9 protein-coding genes and 2 tRNA genes are annotated in these 16,746 nt (G+C 69.4%); 5 read left to right on the plus strand and 6 right to left on the minus strand.

Features of this window, described 5'->3' with window-relative positions; all coding sequences use genetic code 11:
- Nucleotides 1-99: 99 nt before the first annotated feature.
- Nucleotides 100-188, minus strand: a tRNA-Ser gene (locus DFO65_RS15330).
- A 676-nt stretch (nt 189-864) separates the two neighbouring features.
- On the opposite strand from DFO65_RS15330, the gene DFO65_RS15335 reads away from it, so the two are divergent.
- Both DFO65_RS15335 and DFO65_RS15340 read left to right on the plus strand, forming a co-directional pair.
- A complete protein-coding gene (locus tag DFO65_RS15335) occupies nt 865-3,078 on the plus strand; it encodes an LCP family glycopolymer transferase (RefSeq protein ID WP_245940818.1) in 2,214 nt (737 codons plus the stop codon).
- Nucleotides 3,075-5,291 (plus strand): FAD/NAD(P)-binding protein, encoded by a 2,217-nt coding sequence (locus DFO65_RS15340; protein WP_113905327.1) that lies wholly within the window; start codon nt 3,075-3,077, stop codon nt 5,289-5,291. Before DFO65_RS15335 ends, DFO65_RS15340 begins: the two co-directional genes overlap by 4 nt.
- A gap of 17 nt (nt 5,292-5,308) precedes the next feature.
- Here the strand turns inward: DFO65_RS15340 and DFO65_RS15345 are convergent, their stop codons facing one another.
- Together DFO65_RS15345 and DFO65_RS15350 are read right to left on the minus strand one after the other, a co-directional pair.
- A complete protein-coding gene (locus DFO65_RS15345) occupies nt 5,309-7,621 on the minus strand; it encodes a YhgE/Pip domain-containing protein (RefSeq protein ID WP_113905328.1) in 2,313 nt (770 codons plus the stop codon).
- Complete coding sequence (locus DFO65_RS15350) at nt 7,618-10,443, minus strand: efflux RND transporter permease subunit (protein WP_113905329.1); 2,826 nt, start codon at nt 10,441-10,443, stop codon at nt 7,618-7,620. The genes DFO65_RS15345 and DFO65_RS15350 overlap by 4 nt, the downstream gene beginning before the upstream one ends.
- 124 nt (nt 10,444-10,567) lie before the next feature.
- Between DFO65_RS15350 and DFO65_RS15355 the strand changes: the two genes are divergently transcribed.
- Together DFO65_RS15355 and DFO65_RS15360 are read left to right on the plus strand one after the other, a co-directional pair.
- Nucleotides 10,568-11,236, plus strand: coding sequence for a TetR/AcrR family transcriptional regulator (locus tag DFO65_RS15355; RefSeq protein WP_113905330.1), 669 nt, complete (start codon nt 10,568-10,570; stop codon nt 11,234-11,236).
- A 25-nt stretch (nt 11,237-11,261) separates the two neighbouring features.
- On the plus strand, nt 11,262-12,260 hold the full coding sequence (locus DFO65_RS15360) for a hypothetical protein (protein WP_113905331.1): 999 nt from the start codon (nt 11,262-11,264) through the stop codon (nt 12,258-12,260).
- A 56-nt stretch (nt 12,261-12,316) separates the two neighbouring features.
- Here DFO65_RS15360 and DFO65_RS15365 read toward each other — a convergent pair whose 3' ends face one another.
- Entirely contained in the window at nt 12,317-13,468 is a 1,152-nt protein-coding gene (locus DFO65_RS15365; protein ID WP_113905332.1) for a C45 family autoproteolytic acyltransferase/hydrolase, read from the minus strand.
- 72 nt (nt 13,469-13,540) lie between these two features.
- Nucleotides 13,541-14,602 carry an MBL fold metallo-hydrolase gene (locus DFO65_RS15370; protein WP_113905333.1) on the minus strand — a complete coding sequence of 354 codons (1,062 nt, stop codon included), beginning with the start codon at nt 14,600-14,602 and terminating at the stop codon, nt 13,541-13,543.
- A gap of 340 nt (nt 14,603-14,942) precedes the next feature.
- On the opposite strand from DFO65_RS15370, the gene DFO65_RS15375 reads away from it, so the two are divergent.
- Entirely contained in the window at nt 14,943-16,334 is a 1,392-nt protein-coding gene (locus DFO65_RS15375) for an APC family permease (RefSeq protein ID WP_113905334.1), read from the plus strand.
- Between the two features lie 188 nt (nt 16,335-16,522).
- Here DFO65_RS15375 and DFO65_RS15380 read toward each other — a convergent pair.
- Nucleotides 16,523-16,613, minus strand: a tRNA-Ser gene (locus tag DFO65_RS15380).
- Nucleotides 16,614-16,746 lie beyond the last annotated feature (133 nt).

Consider the following 16,746-nt stretch of genomic DNA (forward strand, 5'->3'; position numbering starts at 1 on the left):
CACGACAACCAGGACGGTATCTGATTCCAGGAGTGAACCCACAAAAAAGTCCCAAGTCGCGACATCGTCTGTCAACGATGTCGCGACTCAGGACAAACGCGGAGCCGGTGGGATTTGAACCCACGGTCCCCAGTTCAAGGGACTTCACCTTAGCAGGGTGACGCTTTCGGCCGCTCAGCCACGACTCCAGAGTCGATCCGCCCACGGTTCGTGGAGTGGATCCCGGATCAGCAGTTCTCACTGCTCGTACCAGCCTATGCGAAAGGGGAGGCGAAGAGCAAAGCGCGGACGCGGACCGTGGCCACCGTCATAGCGCAGCCCTCTGGCACCCCCGTCCACCAGGTCCTCTCGGCCGAGCCGCGAGGTCCCCTCGGTCGACCCATCAGGTCCTCTCGGCCGGTCGGCAATGAGCGACCCGGCTGCTCGGGCGCCCCGACGATCCGGCCTTCGCCGGGTCTCTCCTGCGCGGACGCACACGCCGATTCCAGGTTTCATCAATCTACGGGCGTAAAATCGTCGCGTAGTGCTCTGCGGTTTGTGCTCTCAGGAGTGTTGGCAACGACAATCAGAGGTCTTCCCTGTGCTTGTGGTCAAGCGCACCGAGCAACCATGAGCTGAGAACGTTGAGGAGTGTAGAACTTGCCAGAGATCCCGCCTGACAAGCACGGGCCGACGGGGACCGACCCCACGTCTGCGTCGCCCGGTCGCCGTCTCAGGGCATCTTCTCGACCTCGATTCCGTGGTGACGCCACCGCGAGCGACGAGCATCCGAACCAGTCCGACTCCTCTGCAGGCCGGTCCGCCTCGACCGGATCCTCGGCACCCACTCCGTCGACCCCGTCCGGTTCCGCGTTCGGTGATTCAGTGCCGAACCGCGCCGAGGCCGAAGCCCCCAAGGCACCGACCCCGCGCCCCGTGGCCCCGCGCACCCGACGAGAGGCCCGCATGCTCCGGGCAGCCGCCGCGGCCGCAGCCCTCAACGACAGCACGCCGGAGACCAGCACGCCGGATTCCAGGACCCCGCAGTCGCCGACGATCAAAGCCCCGGCCGCCTCGACGCCGCGAACGGCGGCCCCGGCAGCCGCGGGACATCCGGAGACCCCGGGAGCGGATCGTCCGGACACGCCGGCGTACCGCCCCGTCTTCAGCCGCGCCGAATCGCAGCGCCCTGCATCCGACCACCCGACACCAAGGTCAACGGCCCGCTCCGCCACCGCCGAGGAGGGCGCCCCCACCCGCCGATCGGCTGGAACGGCAGCCGGAACAGGACCCGGATCCGCGGATCCCGCCGGCGCGGGATCGACCCCAGCAGGATCCGCTGCCGCAGGGGCATCCGCCGCCGGAGCATCAACCGCCGCAGGAACGTCAGCTGCCGCGGAAGACACTGACGCGACGGACACCTCGCGCCCTCGCGACCGCGAGCATTCCGCCTCGGCGATCCGCGCGCAGCGCCACGCCTCACGGACCGGGGAGACCTTCCCCAGCCTCGTCGGGTGGACGTCCCTGAGCGCCCTGCTGCCGGGCATCGGACTGCTCCGGACCCGGTTCCACCGGCTCGGGTGGATCCTGCTGCTCGGCTTCATCCTCACCGTCGTCGCAGTCGTCGGCTACCTGCTCATCCGCGGCCCCGTCCAGGCCATCGGCACCGTCGTCTCGAACCCCACCCTGCTCAACGTCATCGCGCTCGGAGCCGGGCTCGTCGGTCTCATCTGGATCGCCGTCATGGTCGTCTCCCATCTGGGTCTGCGCAAGGGCAATCGCTACGCGCGCTGGCAGAACCGGCTCGCCGGGCTCCTCGTCGTGTCCCTCGCCCTCATCATCGGGATCCCCTTCGGAGTGGGTTCCGTGTTCGCCCGGGTCCAGAGCGACACCGTGTCGAGCCTCTTCGGCAGCAGCACCGGCTCGGTCAAGGACGCGAAGGACCTGTGGGCCGACAAGCCCCACATCAACGTCTTCCTCATGGGCCGCGACACCGGCGAGGGCCGCGAGGGCACCCGCCCCGACACGATGCTCGTCGCCTCGATCGACACCCGCACGGGCAACGCCGCGCTCGTCTCCGTGCCGAGGAACCTCGCGTTCCCGATCTTCCCCGAGGGCACTCCCCTGGCCGAGCAGTGGCCCGACGGCTTCCGCCCGACCGGCGACTCCTCGGTCGACCTCATCAACTCCGTCTGGGACTGGGCCGAGCACAATCCGGACGCCGTCGGGGACACCAAGGGCCTCGACCCCGGAATGTACGCGAGCATGCAGGCGGTCCAGGGATCCCTGGGCCTGAACATCGACTACTGGGCCTCGGTCGACATGGCCGGCTTCGAGGACGTCGTCGACGCGATCGGCGGGGTCAAGATCGATGTCGAACGCCCCATCCCGATGGGCGGCGGGAAGTCGATCAACGGCGTCCCGAACAAGGTCAACGGCTGGATCGACCCCGGACCGCAGACGCTCAAGGGCAAGAAGGCCCTGTGGTACGTGAGGTCCCGGCAGGGCGCCGACAACTACGACCGGATGTGCCGTCAGCAGCGCATGCTCAAGACGACGATCGAGCAGATCGATCCGCAGGAGCTCGCCATCGCCTATCCGAAGCTCGCGAACTCGGCGACGCGCAACATCGCGACGTCGATCCCCCAGAACGAGATCCCGGCCTTCATCGAACTCGCCGTCGCCCTGCAGAAGGGCGAGGTCACCTCGGTGCAGATTAACAACAACGTCACCCCCACCTACAACCCCGACTTCGACGAGCTCCACAGCTGGATCCAGGACCAGCTCAAGGACGCCGCCGACGGCACGGAGACCACCGCTCCCAGCCCGGGCGTGTCCGACAACGCCCCCGCCGAGGGCGCGACCGAGGCCCCGGCGACCACGGAGGAGCAGACCGCCGAGGAGAGCGCCACCGAGGAGCAGGCGGCCGAGGCTCCCGCCGACTCCCAGACCGCCGCTCCCGGCGGAGAGAACGAGGACGAGTCGACGGCGAAGAACCCCGGTCAGGCCAATGCCGAGGGCAAGTGCCTGCCCGACGGCTATGAGCCGGGCGACCCGTTCCCCGGCTACCCGGGACCCGGCTCCGGAGACGAAGGGTGAGTGCGGCAGAACCCCAATCGGTCGCCATCATCGGAGCAGGACCCCGTGGGCTCAGCGTCCTCGAACGGCTCGTGGCTCTCGCCGCCGACCGCGGGGACGGGCCGGACATCGTCGTCCACCTCATCGACCCCTACCCACCGGGGGCGGGCATCGTGTGGCGCACGGACCAGCCCGAGAGCCTGCTCATGAACACGACGATCGCCGAGCAGACGATCTTCCCCGACCCCAGCAGCTCGTTCATGGATCCCGGCGCCCCGGCCGCGGGGCCGACGATGGCCGAGTGGTACCGCGGCACGGGCGGGACCGAACCCGTCGACTCCACGTTCCCCAGCCGCACCCTCTACGGGCGCTACCTGCGCGACGCCTACGCCCTGATCCGGGACCGGGCCCCGGAGTCCGTCGAGATCGTCGAGCATCCCACCCGGGTCGAATCCGTCATCGACCTGCCCCCGGTCGAGGTTCCGGGCCACGAGACCCCGACGCCGCAGACGCCTCCGGCGCAGGTCGTGCGCTGCGAGGACGGCACCACCATCGTCGCGGCGGCCGTCGTCCTCGCCGTCGGGCACATCCCCAGCACCCAGACCGAGGAACGGGCCCGGCTCGCCGCCTACGCCCAGCGCGCCGGTGGGCTCTACATCCCCCAGGGGCTGCCCGCCGAGGCTCCCGTCGCCGAGGTGCCGGCCGGCAGCCGTGTCATCGTCCGCGGCATGGGCCTCAACTACTTCGACCTCCAGACCCTGTTCACCCATGAGAGGGGCGGGCGCTTCGTCCCGGTCGAGGACGGCCCGAGCGACCGGGTGGGCCCGGCCGTCGTGCCCGGCGAGGAGCCGAGTCCCCGGCGTGGGGAGCTGCGCTACCTCGCCTCCGGGGACGAACCCCAGCTGTTCCTCGGGTCCCGGCGCGGCATCCCCTACCGGAGCAAGCCGATCACCCACGAGCACCCCCGGTCGTTCGAGCCGCTGCGCTTCTTCACGAAGGAGAACGTCGCCGAGCTCGCCAACCTCGCCGACCTCGACGACGGGCCGCGCGCCGGCGCCCGGTTCAACGACCAGCTGTGGCCCCTCATCCTCGCCGACCTGCGCTTCGCCTACTACCGCACCCTGTCACGGCTGCACCCCGAGGTCTTCGCCGGCGACCCCGGGCAGCTGCGTGAGGCGATCGTCGAGGCGGTCTCCCGCCACCTGACGCGGCGGACCTGGCAGGAGACCCACGCCGAGGCGGACGCGCACTCTCCCGCGGGACGCTCCCCCGCCCCCGCGCGGTGGGATCGCGATGCCGATGAGTCCTCCCGCCGCGACACCGAGACCGTGCGCTCGGGTCTCGCCACGCACGAGGCCGTCCGACCCGGCCGTGTCACCCATGAGGCGCTGGCATGGGCGGAGATCGAGGAGGCGCTCGTCCCCGACCCGGCCCACCGGATGTCCCTGCACGCCCTGCTCAATCCCCTCGACGGCCTCGAGTTCGACTCGCGCGAACCCGGCGCTCCAGGCTCACTCCACGACTGGATGCTCGACTTCCTCCGCGCCGATCTGCACGCCTCGATCGCCGGGCCCTCAGGCAGCCCCGAGAAGGCCCTGTTCACCGTCCTGTGGCAGGCGCGCCTGCTGCTCAAGGACCTCATCGTCGCCGGCCACATCGATCGGGTCAGCGTCGACATGGAGATCTGCGGCTGGTTCGAGAGCTTCGTCTCCGGCATCTGCGACGGGCCTCCCCCGCAGCGCATCGCCGAGCTCATCGCCCTCGCCGAGGCGGGAGTCGTCCGGTTCATCGGTCCCGACATGCGCATCGACGCGAGGGACTCACCCGAGACCGCACCTGCGGATCCGCTCCCGCAGATCTTCACGGTCACCTCGGCGGCGGTGTCCGGGGAGATCGCCGGCAGCGTCGTCATCGATGCGGCGTCCCCGACGAACTCCGTCACCCGCGCCGCCGACGTCCTCATCCACGGGATGCTCGAGCGCGGGCAGCTCACGGCCGCGAGGCTCACGCTCGACGACGGCCGGCAGAAGCTGCTCAACGGACTGGCGCTGACTCCGCGGCCGTACCGGACGATCGACGCCGAGGGTACGGTGCATCCGCGCCGCTTCGCCCTGTCCCTGCAGCTGTCCTCCGTGCAGTGGGGACTGGCGATCGCCGCGAATCCGCACTCGGACGCGACGACCCTCGCGGACTCGCATGCCGCCGCCGAGGCGATCCTCGACCTCCTCGGCTGACGCGGCGACCCTCCGGTTCAGGCCATCGCGAGCGCGACCTCGGGCTTCGTCGTCCGGGCCCGCACGATCGCCAGCAGCGAGGCGACGCCTCCGATGACCGCCCAGGCGAGCAGACCCGCACAGGCCGCCCCCGCACCGGTCGTGCCCCCCGCGATCGCGGCGAACCCGTTCATCGCCGGCGTCAGGGGCAGGAGCGGGGCGACCGCGGCGAAGAACTCCGGCACGGCGCCGATCGTGCGGCCGGCGACGGCGAGCACGAGGGCGATGACCGAGACGAACCGCCCGACTCCCCCGAGCCACGCGACGAGGGCGAAGTTGAAGATCATGAAGACGAGCGCCGAGGCGAAGGTGAGGAGCACGATCCGCACCGCCTGGGTCGTGTCCACGTCGAGCACCGTCGTCGCCAGGGAGCTGAGGACGACCGCCTGCACCGCCCCGACGAGGAGGCCTGGGGCGAGCCCGCGCAGCCAGATGGCCGGCGAGGACTCCGTCGACAGCAGGACCGCCGCCTGGACGGGCCTGAGCACCGTGTAGGTGACGATGCCGCCGATCCACAGGGCGAGCATGATGAGCAGTGCGATCGTCGTTCCCTGGAGCAGGTCGGGCACTCCGCGGTCGTCGGGCGACTCGATGGACGAGGAGACCACCTCGGCGAGGGTGTCGCGTTCGGGCGCCGTGTAGGACGGCACCTCCTCGGCGCCCTTCTGCACGCCCTCGGAGAACGTGCCCATCCCCTCGTCGAGCTCCGTGGTCCCGTCCGACAGGGCCGTCAGCCCGGTGGCGAGGTCTCCGGTGCCGGTCGTCGCGCTCGAGACCCCGGCCACGTACTGGTCGAGTCCGTCTCGGAACTCGCCCATCCCGTCGGAGAGCTGTCCCGCGCCCTCGTCGAGCTGGGCCGATCCCTCGGCGGCCTGCGCGATGCCGTCGGCCAGTCCGGGCATTCCGTCGGCCAGCTGCCGGTTGCCCTCGGCGACCGAGGCGGCTCCGGAGCGCAGGCCCTGGGAGGCCTCGAGCAGCTCATCGGCGTTGTCCGCGATGCTCTCCATCCCCTCGGTCAGCTCCCCGAGTCCATCCTCGAGTCCGGTGGCCAGCTCCTCGATCCCGCTGAGCAGGGAGACGCCGTCGCGCTCCTCCTCGAGGCCTGCCGCGGCCTGGTCGAGCGCTCCGGAGGTCCCGCCGAGCAGTCCCGTGGCATAGGCGCGCTCGAGTCCCGCGCAGGTCTCGGCCGGGGTGCCCTCGGGGCACAGCTGGGCGCGGACCTGCTTCGCCTCTCCGGAGGTGAGCAGACCGGCGTCGACGAGTGAGTCGAGTCCGGTGACCTGACCGCTGTTCATGAGGGTCCGGGCGTCGTCGGCGTTCCGCACGAGTCCGTCGCGGTAGTCGTGGAGTCCCCGGGAGAGTCCCTGCGCGCCGTCGACGACCTGTCCGAGGTCCCCGCCTCCGGTGTCACCGGAGCCGGCGAATCCCTCGATGATCTCGTCGATGGACTTCGTGTACTCGTCGACTCCCGTCGACAGCTCGTCGGCGCCGTCGGCGAGCTTGTCCGTGCTCTCGGGCAGGTCCTTCGTCCCGGTCGCCGCCTCGTCGAGGCCGGTTGCCAGTTCCGAGGTCCCGGCGGCGAGGTCGCCGACCCCGGACTCGAGGTCCCCGGCTCCGGTGGCGAGCTCACCTCCGGCCGTGTCGAGTTCGGTCATGCCCGCCGCGAGCTCTCCCGCGCCGGTGGCGGCCTCGGAAGTTCCCCGGGAGAGCTCGTCGGTCCCCTTCTCGAGCTCGCCGGCGGCCTCACCGAGGTCGCGCATCTGCGTGCCCATCTCGTTGAAGCCGACGTAGATGCTGTCGAGGTAGGTCTTCGTCATCTCGGTGTTGAACGTCGTCCGCGCCGCCTCGGCGATCGCCTGTGAGATCAGGGTGTCCGCGGCCGGTGCGACCTCGGAGACGTCGACGTCGATGCGGGTCTGCGTGGCCGTCGAGGCGTCCTCGACCGACGTCACGGCCCGGGAGAAGCCCTCCGGGATGGTCAGGGCCGCGGCGAACGTGCCGTCGGCGAGTCCCTGCTCCGCGGTCTCGGCGTCGGTGATCTCCCAGTTGATCGCCGTGTCCTCCTCGGAGACGAGGCCGCTGGTCAGCTGCCGGCCCAGCGGCACGGTCTGCCCGTCCACCTCGGCGCCCTCGTCGGCGTTGACGATCGCGGCGTCGATCGAGTCGAGCCGGTCGCCGCTCTTCCATGTGGCGAGGATGAATCCGGCGGCGACGATGATTGGGATGAGCACCAGGCCGAGGAACGAGACCCAGGTGACGGGTCGCTTCGAGTTCGCACGTTCGAGTCTCACGGCTGTGCACCTTCCAGTTGTCCGCTGTTCGTCGTTTGGTCGAGGTCGAGGTGGAAGCCGTCGTCGAGCACCCCGGACACAGTCAGGTCCGGAGCGTCGGCGAGTCCGAGGACGACGGCTCCGCCTGCGGCGCGCACCTCGGCGATGAGCTCCGCGAGGCGCTCGCCGAGGCCCGCTGCGGCGCTGCGCCCGTCGAGGCCCGCTGCGGCGCTGCGCCCGTCGAGGCCCGTCGCGTCGATGACGAGGAGGTCGGGCGCGGAGGCGGCGACCCGGGAGATCTCCCGCACCCAGGTCCGCTCGTCGAGGGCGCCCCTGCTCAGGTAGGGCACGCTGCGGCGCACCCGTCCGGCGTGCTCGGGCAGCACCGACTGCCCGATCTTCATCTCGCCGGTGCTCAGCGGCAGGCGGCCGGAGACCGCCAGCAGGAGGGCGGTCCGGGCCGAGCCGGTGACGACGAGGAGCTGACCGGGCAGCAGGGCGAGGTCGACGCCGGCGAAGCCGCGCCGCTCATCGCCCATGTCCGCGCTCACGCCGATGCCCTGGGCGTAGACCCGATACGGGGAGTCTGGCTGCGGCCAGTCCCGCAGCGCGACCTCGTGGGCGAGGCCCTCGCCCTCGACGTCGAGCTGGGGCAGTCGGCGATCGAGCCAGCGCGGCAGCCACCACGCCTTCTCCCCGAGCAGCGCCATGATCGCCGGGACCAGCGACATGCGCACGAGGAAGGCGTCGACGAAGATCCCGAAGGCGAGCGCGAGCGCGATGGACTTGATGATCGGCTCCCCCGCGGGGACGAACGCGGCGAAGACGGAGAACATGATGACGGCGGCCGCGGTGACGACGCGGGCCGATCCGCGATAGCCGATCGAGATCGCCTCCCGCGCGCTCGCGCCGTGGACATAGGCCTCGCGCATCCCGGAGACGAGGAACACCTCGTAGTCCATCGCCAGCCCGAAGAGGATCCCCATGACGATGATCGGCAGGAAGCTGATCACGGGTCCCGTCTGGTCGAGTCCCAGCGGCCCGGCCAGGAACCCGTCGTGGAAGACGAGGACGACGGCCCCGAACGAGGCGATGACGCTGAGCAGGAACCCGCCCGTCGCCTTGAGCGGCACCGCGATGGAGCGGAAGACGATCGTGAGCAGGATGATCGACAGACCGACGACGAAGACGCCGAAGGGAAGCAGGGCCTCGCCGAGGCGGTCGGAGACGTCGATCTGGATCGCCGTGGCTCCCGTCACCGCGGTGGGGAACCCGTACTCGTCCTCCACCTCGGCGCCGATCGCGCGCAGCCGCTCGACGGTCTCGAGGGTGTGCGGGTCCGCGGAGCTCGTCGTCGGGATGATCTGGAACAGGGCGCTCGTCGCGTCCTCGTTGGGAGTGGCGAGCACGATCTCGGAGACGCCCGGGTCCGCTGCGATGCGGTCCTCGATCCTCTCGACGTCGCCGAGGGGATCGTCGGAGGTGACGATCTCACTGGTCATGATCAGCGGTCCGTTGAAGCCGGGGCCGAAGTGCTCGTCGATGAGGTCGAAGGTCGTGCGCGCCGGAGTGCCCTTCTCCTGGCTGCCGGCGTCGGGCAGGGAGAGCTGGAGCTGCCCGGCCGGGGCCGCGAAGAGGGACAGCCCGCCGACGATGAGGAGGATCGTCAGCACCGGCGCCTTCGTCACGGCCTTCAGCCAGCCGCGGAAGAAGCGGTCCATGAGCGTCGGGCGGACCGGAGCGGTCGCCTCGGCGGGTACGGCACCGCGCGGGTCGGTGCCGGCGGCGGTCGCCTCGGCGGAGGCCCGGCGGGAACGACGGGGGCGCGGGCGGATCCGGTCCTTGGCCAGCCCGAGCAGGGCGGGGATCATCGTCAGGGCGATGAGCACGGCCACGGCCACCGCACCCGAGGCGGCGATGCCCATGACCGTGAGGAAGGGGATGCCGGCCAGCGAGAGTCCGAGGAGGGCGATCATCACGGTCATCCCGGCGAAGATGACGGCCGAGCCCGCGGTCGCGGTCGCCCGGGCAGCGGCCTCGAGGGGATCGTGCCCCTCGGCCTGGAGGCTGCGGGCGCGGGAGACGATGAACAGGGCGTAGTCGATGCCGACCGCGAGCCCGAGCATGAGCGCGAGCATGATCGACGTCGAGTTGATCGACCCGAAGGCGGTGGCCCCGACGACGAGGAGGACGGAGATCGCGACGCCGATGAGAGCGGTGAGCAGCGGCATCCCCGCAGCGCGGAACGACCCGAGGGTGAGCAGGAGGACGATGAAGGCGATGACGACGCCGATGCCCTCCACCCAGGAGACGTGGACGCCGGTGATCTGGAACAGCTCGCCCCCGGCGTCGACCTGGGCCCCGGGGAGTGCGTCGCGGGTCTGGTCGAGCTCCCCGAGGAGCTTCTCGGGGGCGTCCTCGCCGACGTCCTGCTGGCTGCCGTCGTACTGGACCGAGATGAGCGCCGCCGACGCGTCGTCGCTGATGGAGCCCCTGACCATCTCGTCGAAGGGCGAGGTCACGGCCTCGACATGGGGAAGATCGCCGAGGCGCTCGACCGTGTCCTCGATCGCGTCGCGGTAGTCGGGGTCCTCGACGCTCGCGCCGTCGGCGGCGACGACGATGACCGTCGCCGACACGCCCGCGGCGGACGGGAAGGTCGCGCGCATCGAGTCGAGCGCGGTCTGGGCCTCGGAACCGGGCAGGGTGAAGTCGTCGTCGAAGTCCTTGGCGAAGAGCGCGACGCCGCCGGCGACGAGGGCGAGGATGACGAGCCAGCCGGTGATGAAGCGCAGTGGGGCACGGTAGGCGCGCCGGCCGAGGGCGTAGAGGAACGGTGACACAGCAGACCCCGATGCGGTTTCGAGTCGGTTTCGATACAGATCTGTATCCGATACAGTATTGTATTCTTACCCGGCCGGAGCCGTCGATGCAAATGGCGGCGGCTACACTCTCCCTGGAGCGACCATGAATCCCACGACACCCGAGAACCTCAGCGCGCGGCGCCGCCAGACCCGATCCACCCTGGTGGAGGCGGGCATCTCGGTGTTCGCGGTCAAGGGGATCGACGGGGCGTCGATCGAGGAGATCTGCGAGGCCGCCGGCTTCACCCGCGGGGCGTTCTACTCGAACTTCTCCAGCCGCGACGACCTCGTCCTCGCGACGATCGAACAGCGGACCAAGGAGACGCTCGACCGCCTCGACCGCACGATCAGCCGATGGCGGACCGAGCTGGGCGAGGCCGATCACTCCGACATCGAGTCCCTGCTGACGACGTTCATCGACGACATCTTCAGCGAGAAGCGGGAGACGGTGGCCGAGACGATCGCCGAACACGAGATCGAGCTCTACTGCCTGCGCGTGCCGCACCTGCAGGAGCGCTTCGAGGAGCTCGGCGCCCGCCAGTTCACTCGCCTCGAGTCCCTGGTCACCACCGCGCTCGAGGCCGTGCGGGCGAGGACGACGATCCCGCTCGCGGATCTGCTCGTGGTCCTCACGGCGATCCACTCGCAGACCTCCCTGCAGGCCGCCGCCGGCAAGGCCCTGGATGAGCGGATCGAGCTCGACCCGCGGCCGACCGTCGCGATCCTCATGGCCCTCATCGAGTTCCCCGACGACTCCTGCGCCCGGAGCTGACCGTGCAGGCACTAGGGTGGATGAGGTGAGTGAACGTCAACGCGAGTACGCAGCCTTCCTGTCCAACATGGACGTCCGCCTCGGCGCGTTCATCCTCGCCGACCTCCCGGAATCGGTCGCGCAGGAGGACGGGACGCAGGCGCGCTTCCCCAAGGACCTCAGCCCCGAGTCGCTGCCGATGATCGAGCACTTCGTGCTCTCCCGGTTCTCCACCACCGCCGAGGTGGTCGCCGAGGAGAACCGTCGCTTCACCGAGGGACTCATCCGCTACCTCGGCGAGACGTACCTGCGGGCCGTCGGCGGCGCCTGGGACCATGACGAGACGACCGGCAACGGGATGCCCTTCATCCGTCCCGACTCCGCGGAGGGTCCGCTGCGCGGTGAGCCGATCCCGCTCGTCGCCGTCATCCTCACCGCCGTCGACGAGCGCACGGGCACGATCTTCACCGCGGTCCTCGACAAGGCGAAGGCCGGCCTCGGCGACTCCGGTCCCCAGCGGGCCTGCACGGGGCTGGCGATCGGCCTGCTGACGGCGGAGAACTCGACCAGGGAAGAGGTCGATTTCCTCTCCCGGTTCATCGGCACCGTCGAGCCGGGCATCGCCGCCTGGACGAAGGAGCAGGCCGAACCGAGCTTCTGGACCTTCGACCGGGAGAGCCTGATCCGTCTCGGCCGGCAGATCTCGGTGCGCTACGACTCCCCCGAGGAGATGATGGCCGAGGACGAGGTCCCCTTCGTCGCCGGAGCCATGCGCTTCATCGGCGAGACGATCCGCCGGCACGGATTCGGACAGTGGCGCTACGGCTCGGACGTCGACGCCGACGACCCCCGGCACAAGCAGCCCTACATTCGATTCACGGTCGGCGAGCAGAACCTCGACATCGTCCCCTGGAAGCTGGCGCAGACGGCGCTCGACGACTCCGAGTCACTCGCCTCGGCGCTCGATACGATCATCGCGATGCGCACCGAGGAGGCCGAGGCGAAGGAGCGGGCCGCGGAGGAGAGTGTCGCGGAGGACCGCTGACGCGTCGGGCCGCCGGCGACCGACGGGGCGGGTGACCGACGACCGTCGGGCCGGCGTCAGAGGGTGAAGCGGCGGTTGCCGGTCAGTCCGTCGGCCGGTGAGCCCGGTGCCAGTTCGATCGTCCGGTTCGCGGGATCGAGCTGCACGGTGACCAGGGTGGCCGAGCGCTCCCCGTAGACGGCTCCGGGCTCGGGAGCGCAGCACACCGGGGGCTCACCCGGTCCCGTGGTGAGGATGTCGAGGAGATCGGCGGTCGTCTCGGGCGGCCGGGCGGCGGCGATCCTCGTCTCGAGGTGGTCGCAGCGGGCCCGCGACGTCGATCCCGGACGCAGTTCGAGCGCACCGGTCTGCAGGTCGGGGTGCAGGAAATGATTCGTGTGCAGGAGGAATCCCTCTCCGCGACGTTCGCGCTTCTGCGCGTTCGCGATCTCCACCTGCACCGCTTCGTCGGCGGTGACGACGGTGATGACCGACGAGGATGTCGTCGGGGCCGAGTGGACGATCGCCAGCGCCTCGGCGAGCGTGGTCGCTCTCGACAGCACCCGTTCGAGCACCATGTGGATCGGCACTCCGCCGGGCGCATCTCCCTCGTGCTTGAGGATGTTGAGGAGGACTCCGACGCCGGCCTCGTTAAGGCCCACCTTGCCGAGCATCCCGTACTCCGCGAAGCCGATGTGGCGCAGCTGCCGTCCGGAATCGGCCGACGGCGACGATCCCCGGTCCGGGCGAGACGGCCCGCCCGACTCTCCATCCCCGACGCCGCCCACGTCGTGGATGTGCCACAGCGTGGAGAAGTCGGCGACCCAGTCCCAGTTCTGCGCGGCCAGCGACGATCCGGGCCGGGAGAAGCTGACCGTCGAGCATTCCGTCGGGGCGATCGGCGCCAGGGTCATGATCTCCGTGCGGGCGATGATCGTCATGAGGTCGATGACGGTGATGTCGGCACCTGCCGCGATCGCCTCGATCTCCTCGAGCGCGTCGAGGTCCCAGGCCCGCAGGGCCTCGAGACTCGCCGCAGCCGCGTCGCGGACGTCCGCCTCGGCGATCTGCAGGTGCCCGAAGTACCGCTGGTAACCGGCGAGGGTCCGGGCCACACCGTCGCGCAGCCGACTGCCGCGGAGGTGCCCGCGCTCCCGGTGGTCGGCGGCCCGGACCGTGAACACCTCGGGCTCGATCGATGCCGCGGGACGGAACTCCGTCGTGGTCATGCGCTTCTCCTCGTCTCGACTCGACCGTCACGGTCCACAGTAGCCCGGGTTCGGCGTCCGGCGCCCGCGGGCTCAGCGTCCGGCGAGCGCTCCCACCCCGACCTCGAGCCCCAGGTAGTGCATGTGGGCGGCGGTCTCGGCCAGGGCGGCGAAGAGGTTGAAGCGGTGGAGCTCCTCGAAGCCGCGCGACCACCGAAGTCCCTGGGCGATCGAGTAGACGCGGTGGTCGTCGGTCTCGTCCAGGCGGGAGCGGATCTCGTCGAGTCGCTCCTCATGATGGTCGACGAGCTCGCGCGTGCGGTCGTGGAGGCCGCGGAAGCGGAACCCGTGCGCGGGCAGCACGGAGATGTCTGGGGCCAGCGCGCTGATCTTCTCCAGGGACCCGAGGTAGTCGCCGAGGCTGTGCGTGATCGCGGCGCTGTCGAGGCCGATGTTCGGGGTGATCGTCGGCAGCACATGGTCACCGGAGAAGAGCAGCCCGTCCTCGTCGCGGACGAAGACGGAATGGCCGTAGGTGTGGCCCGGAGTCCACAGCGACCGGATGGAGCCGGCGTCGACCGGCAGGTCGTCGCCGTCGCCGAGGACGAGCAGTCCCTCCGGCAGCCCGTCGAGCCGCAGGTCGACGAGGCTTCCGCCCGAACGACCGCCGAGCTGCAGGCTCTCGATCTCCGCCCAGCGCTCCTCGGGAACACCGTAGGCGCGGGCGATGTTGATCCCCGGGTCGATTCCGGTGCCCAGGTCGACGGTCTTGGACGCGAAGCGCTCGAGCGCCCGGACGTCCTCCCCGTGCATCGCGACCCACATGTCCGGATGCGCTCGCAGCAGCGCCGGGACCAGCCCGACATGGTCGCGGTGGTAGTGCGTGATCGCGATGCCGCGGATGTCGGTGACCGCGAACCCCAGGGATCCCAGCGCCGAGGTGAGCGCCCCGAACTGCTCCGCGCCGTCCCAGCCGGCATCGATGAGGACGACTCCCGGACCGTCGGCGATCGCATAGGAGTAGGTGTAGACGAGAGGGTTGTCGGGGATGGGCACCGGGATCGCCCACACGCCGTCGGCGACGGACTCCACCTCGGGCAGGATCCGGTCCTTCCACGCCTGGGACTGCTGCGGGCTCAGTGCCTCGATCGCCATCGATTGGTCCACCTTCCGTGTCGTTGGGTCGACTTCCGTCGTTCGGTCCTCTTCCGTCAACCTACCCGGGGCCGGCATATTACTGAAGGGTCGTTCTGCACAGAGAGACGGCCGCCTGCACGGATCCGCGGGCACCACCTCGGTGAGATTTCGTTTACCGCAACCATCGCCACTGATTCCGTCGCGCCGGTCCCGGGTTTGGTCACCTTCTCATCTCGATCCGTCTTCGGAGTTTCGCTTTCCGCATCGGTGGATTATTGTCTGGGAGGCAGATCACATTCTGCTCTCGACGTCGGAGGACCGGCACGAGACACATTCAGACTCATTGGGGAGGATTGATATGGCTGGTTCAGGCACGCTGAAGCGCAACCTCGGACTGTGGTCCATCGTCGGACTCGGGCTCGGATACATGACGCCGACGGTCGTCTTCGACACCTTCGGAATCGTTTCGGACGAGACGAACGGAGCAGTGCCTGCCGCCTACCTGGTAGCGCTCATCGTCATGGTGTTCACGGCATTCAGCTACGGGAAGATGGTCAAGGTCTTCCCGACGGCGGGCTCCGCCTACACCTACACCCGCGAGACCATGACGCCGGGGCTGGGATTCCTCGTCGGGTGGACCTCGCTCATGGACTACCTCCTGCTGCCGATGGTCAACTGCCTGATCATCCGCCTCTACATGGAATCGATGGTGCCCGACGCCCCGGTCTGGATCTGGGTCGTCGCCTACACCGTGATCATGACCGGCATCGTGCTCACCTCGATGCGGGGAACGGCGAACCTCAACGGCATCTTGCTCGTCTTCGCGCTGGTCATGGTGACGATGTTCTGCGTCCTCGCCTTCTTCCAGCTCCAGGCCGGCGAGGGCGCGGGGGTCATCCTCAGCGCCGAGCCGTTCGTCCACGAGGGCGTGCACATGTCCGCCGTGCTCACCGGGGCGACGGTCGTCTGCTTCTCGTTCATCGGCTTCGACGCGGTGACGATGTACACCAACGAGGCGAAGTCCGTGAACACGATGCCCAAGGCCATCATGATCACCGTCCTCGCCGGAGGCGCGATCTTCCTCGTCGCCGCGTACTTCGCCCAGCTGCTCTTCCCGGACAACTCTCAGTTCCACCTCATCGACGATCCGCTGCCGGAGATCGGCCTCATCACCGGCGGACCGATCTTCCAGCTGTTCTTCCTCGCCGCGGCATTCGCCGCCACCGTCGCCTCGGGTCTGGCCTCGCATGCGTCGGTGTCGAGGATGCTTCTCGTCATGGGGCGCAACGGAGTGCTCCCGCGCAAGACGTTCGGCTACATCAACCCGCGCACGCACACCCCGGTGTTCAACATCGTGCTCGTCGGCGCCGTGTGCCTGTTCGCGATGACGTTCAGCCTCGAGTTCATCTCGGCGCTCATCAATTTCGGTGCGCTCATCGCGTTCACGTTCGTCAACCTCACGGTGATCGCCCACTACGCTTTCCGGACCCGACAGGTCGTCGACGCCAAGTCGGCGTTCCACTACGTCGTCATGCCGAGTATCGGCGCGATCCTCACCGGGATCCTGTGGTCGAGCCTGCAGGGAATCGCCCTCACCGGCGGACTGATCTGGCTCGCCATCGGAGTCGTCTACCTCGCCGTGCTCACCCGCGGATTCCGGCGCACGGTCCGCAGCTTCGACGACCCCGAGGCGGATGCCGCGATGTCGGAGCCGCCCGTCGAGGAGCGTGAGGAGAAGGAGTCGGTGTGACCGTGGCGTCACCCTCGTCACTCAAGAGTTCGGCCGTTCTGCTTCCCGCCGGCGCTTGGCAGATCGGCCGAACTCTTGAGTGAGATTCTCGAACTCGTGACCGACGAGCTTCGCTGTGAGTGACGCCGCAAGAACGATGAGGTCCTCACGGTCCAGGCGATTTCCTGGATCGTGAGGACCTCATACTTTGGCGGAAGCGGTGGGATTCGAACCCACGGTGCGGGGTTGCCGCACAATGGTTTTCAAGACCATCTCTTTCGGCCGCTCAGACACGCTTCCCATGGTTCGAGTCGAACCCGGCCTGCCCAGCACCGGCTGAGCCACAACAGTTTCTCACAGCGATACTCGTTGCGCTAATCGCCTGAGCGGGTGATCAGGCACCTGACGAGATGCGGTGACCATCAGACGTTCG

The organism is Brevibacterium sanguinis (genome assembly GCF_003315415.1).
GTDB classification, from domain to species: domain Bacteria; phylum Actinomycetota; class Actinomycetes; order Actinomycetales; family Brevibacteriaceae; genus Brevibacterium; species Brevibacterium celere_A.

What these genes read in the sequence shown, in the direction of transcription:
- DFO65_RS15355 (WP_113905330.1), top strand. Translation starts at nt 10,568, where the DNA reads ATGAATCCCACGACACCCGAGAACCTCAGCGCGCGGCGCCGCCAGACC.
- DFO65_RS15365 (WP_113905332.1), bottom strand. Translation starts at nt 13,468, where the DNA reads ATGACCACGACGGAGTTCCGTCCCGCGGCATCGATCGAGCCCGAGGTG.
- DFO65_RS15370 (WP_113905333.1), bottom strand. Translation starts at nt 14,602, where the DNA reads ATGGCGATCGAGGCACTGAGCCCGCAGCAGTCCCAGGCGTGGAAGGAC.
- DFO65_RS15375 (WP_113905334.1), top strand. Translation starts at nt 14,943, where the DNA reads ATGGCTGGTTCAGGCACGCTGAAGCGCAACCTCGGACTGTGGTCCATC.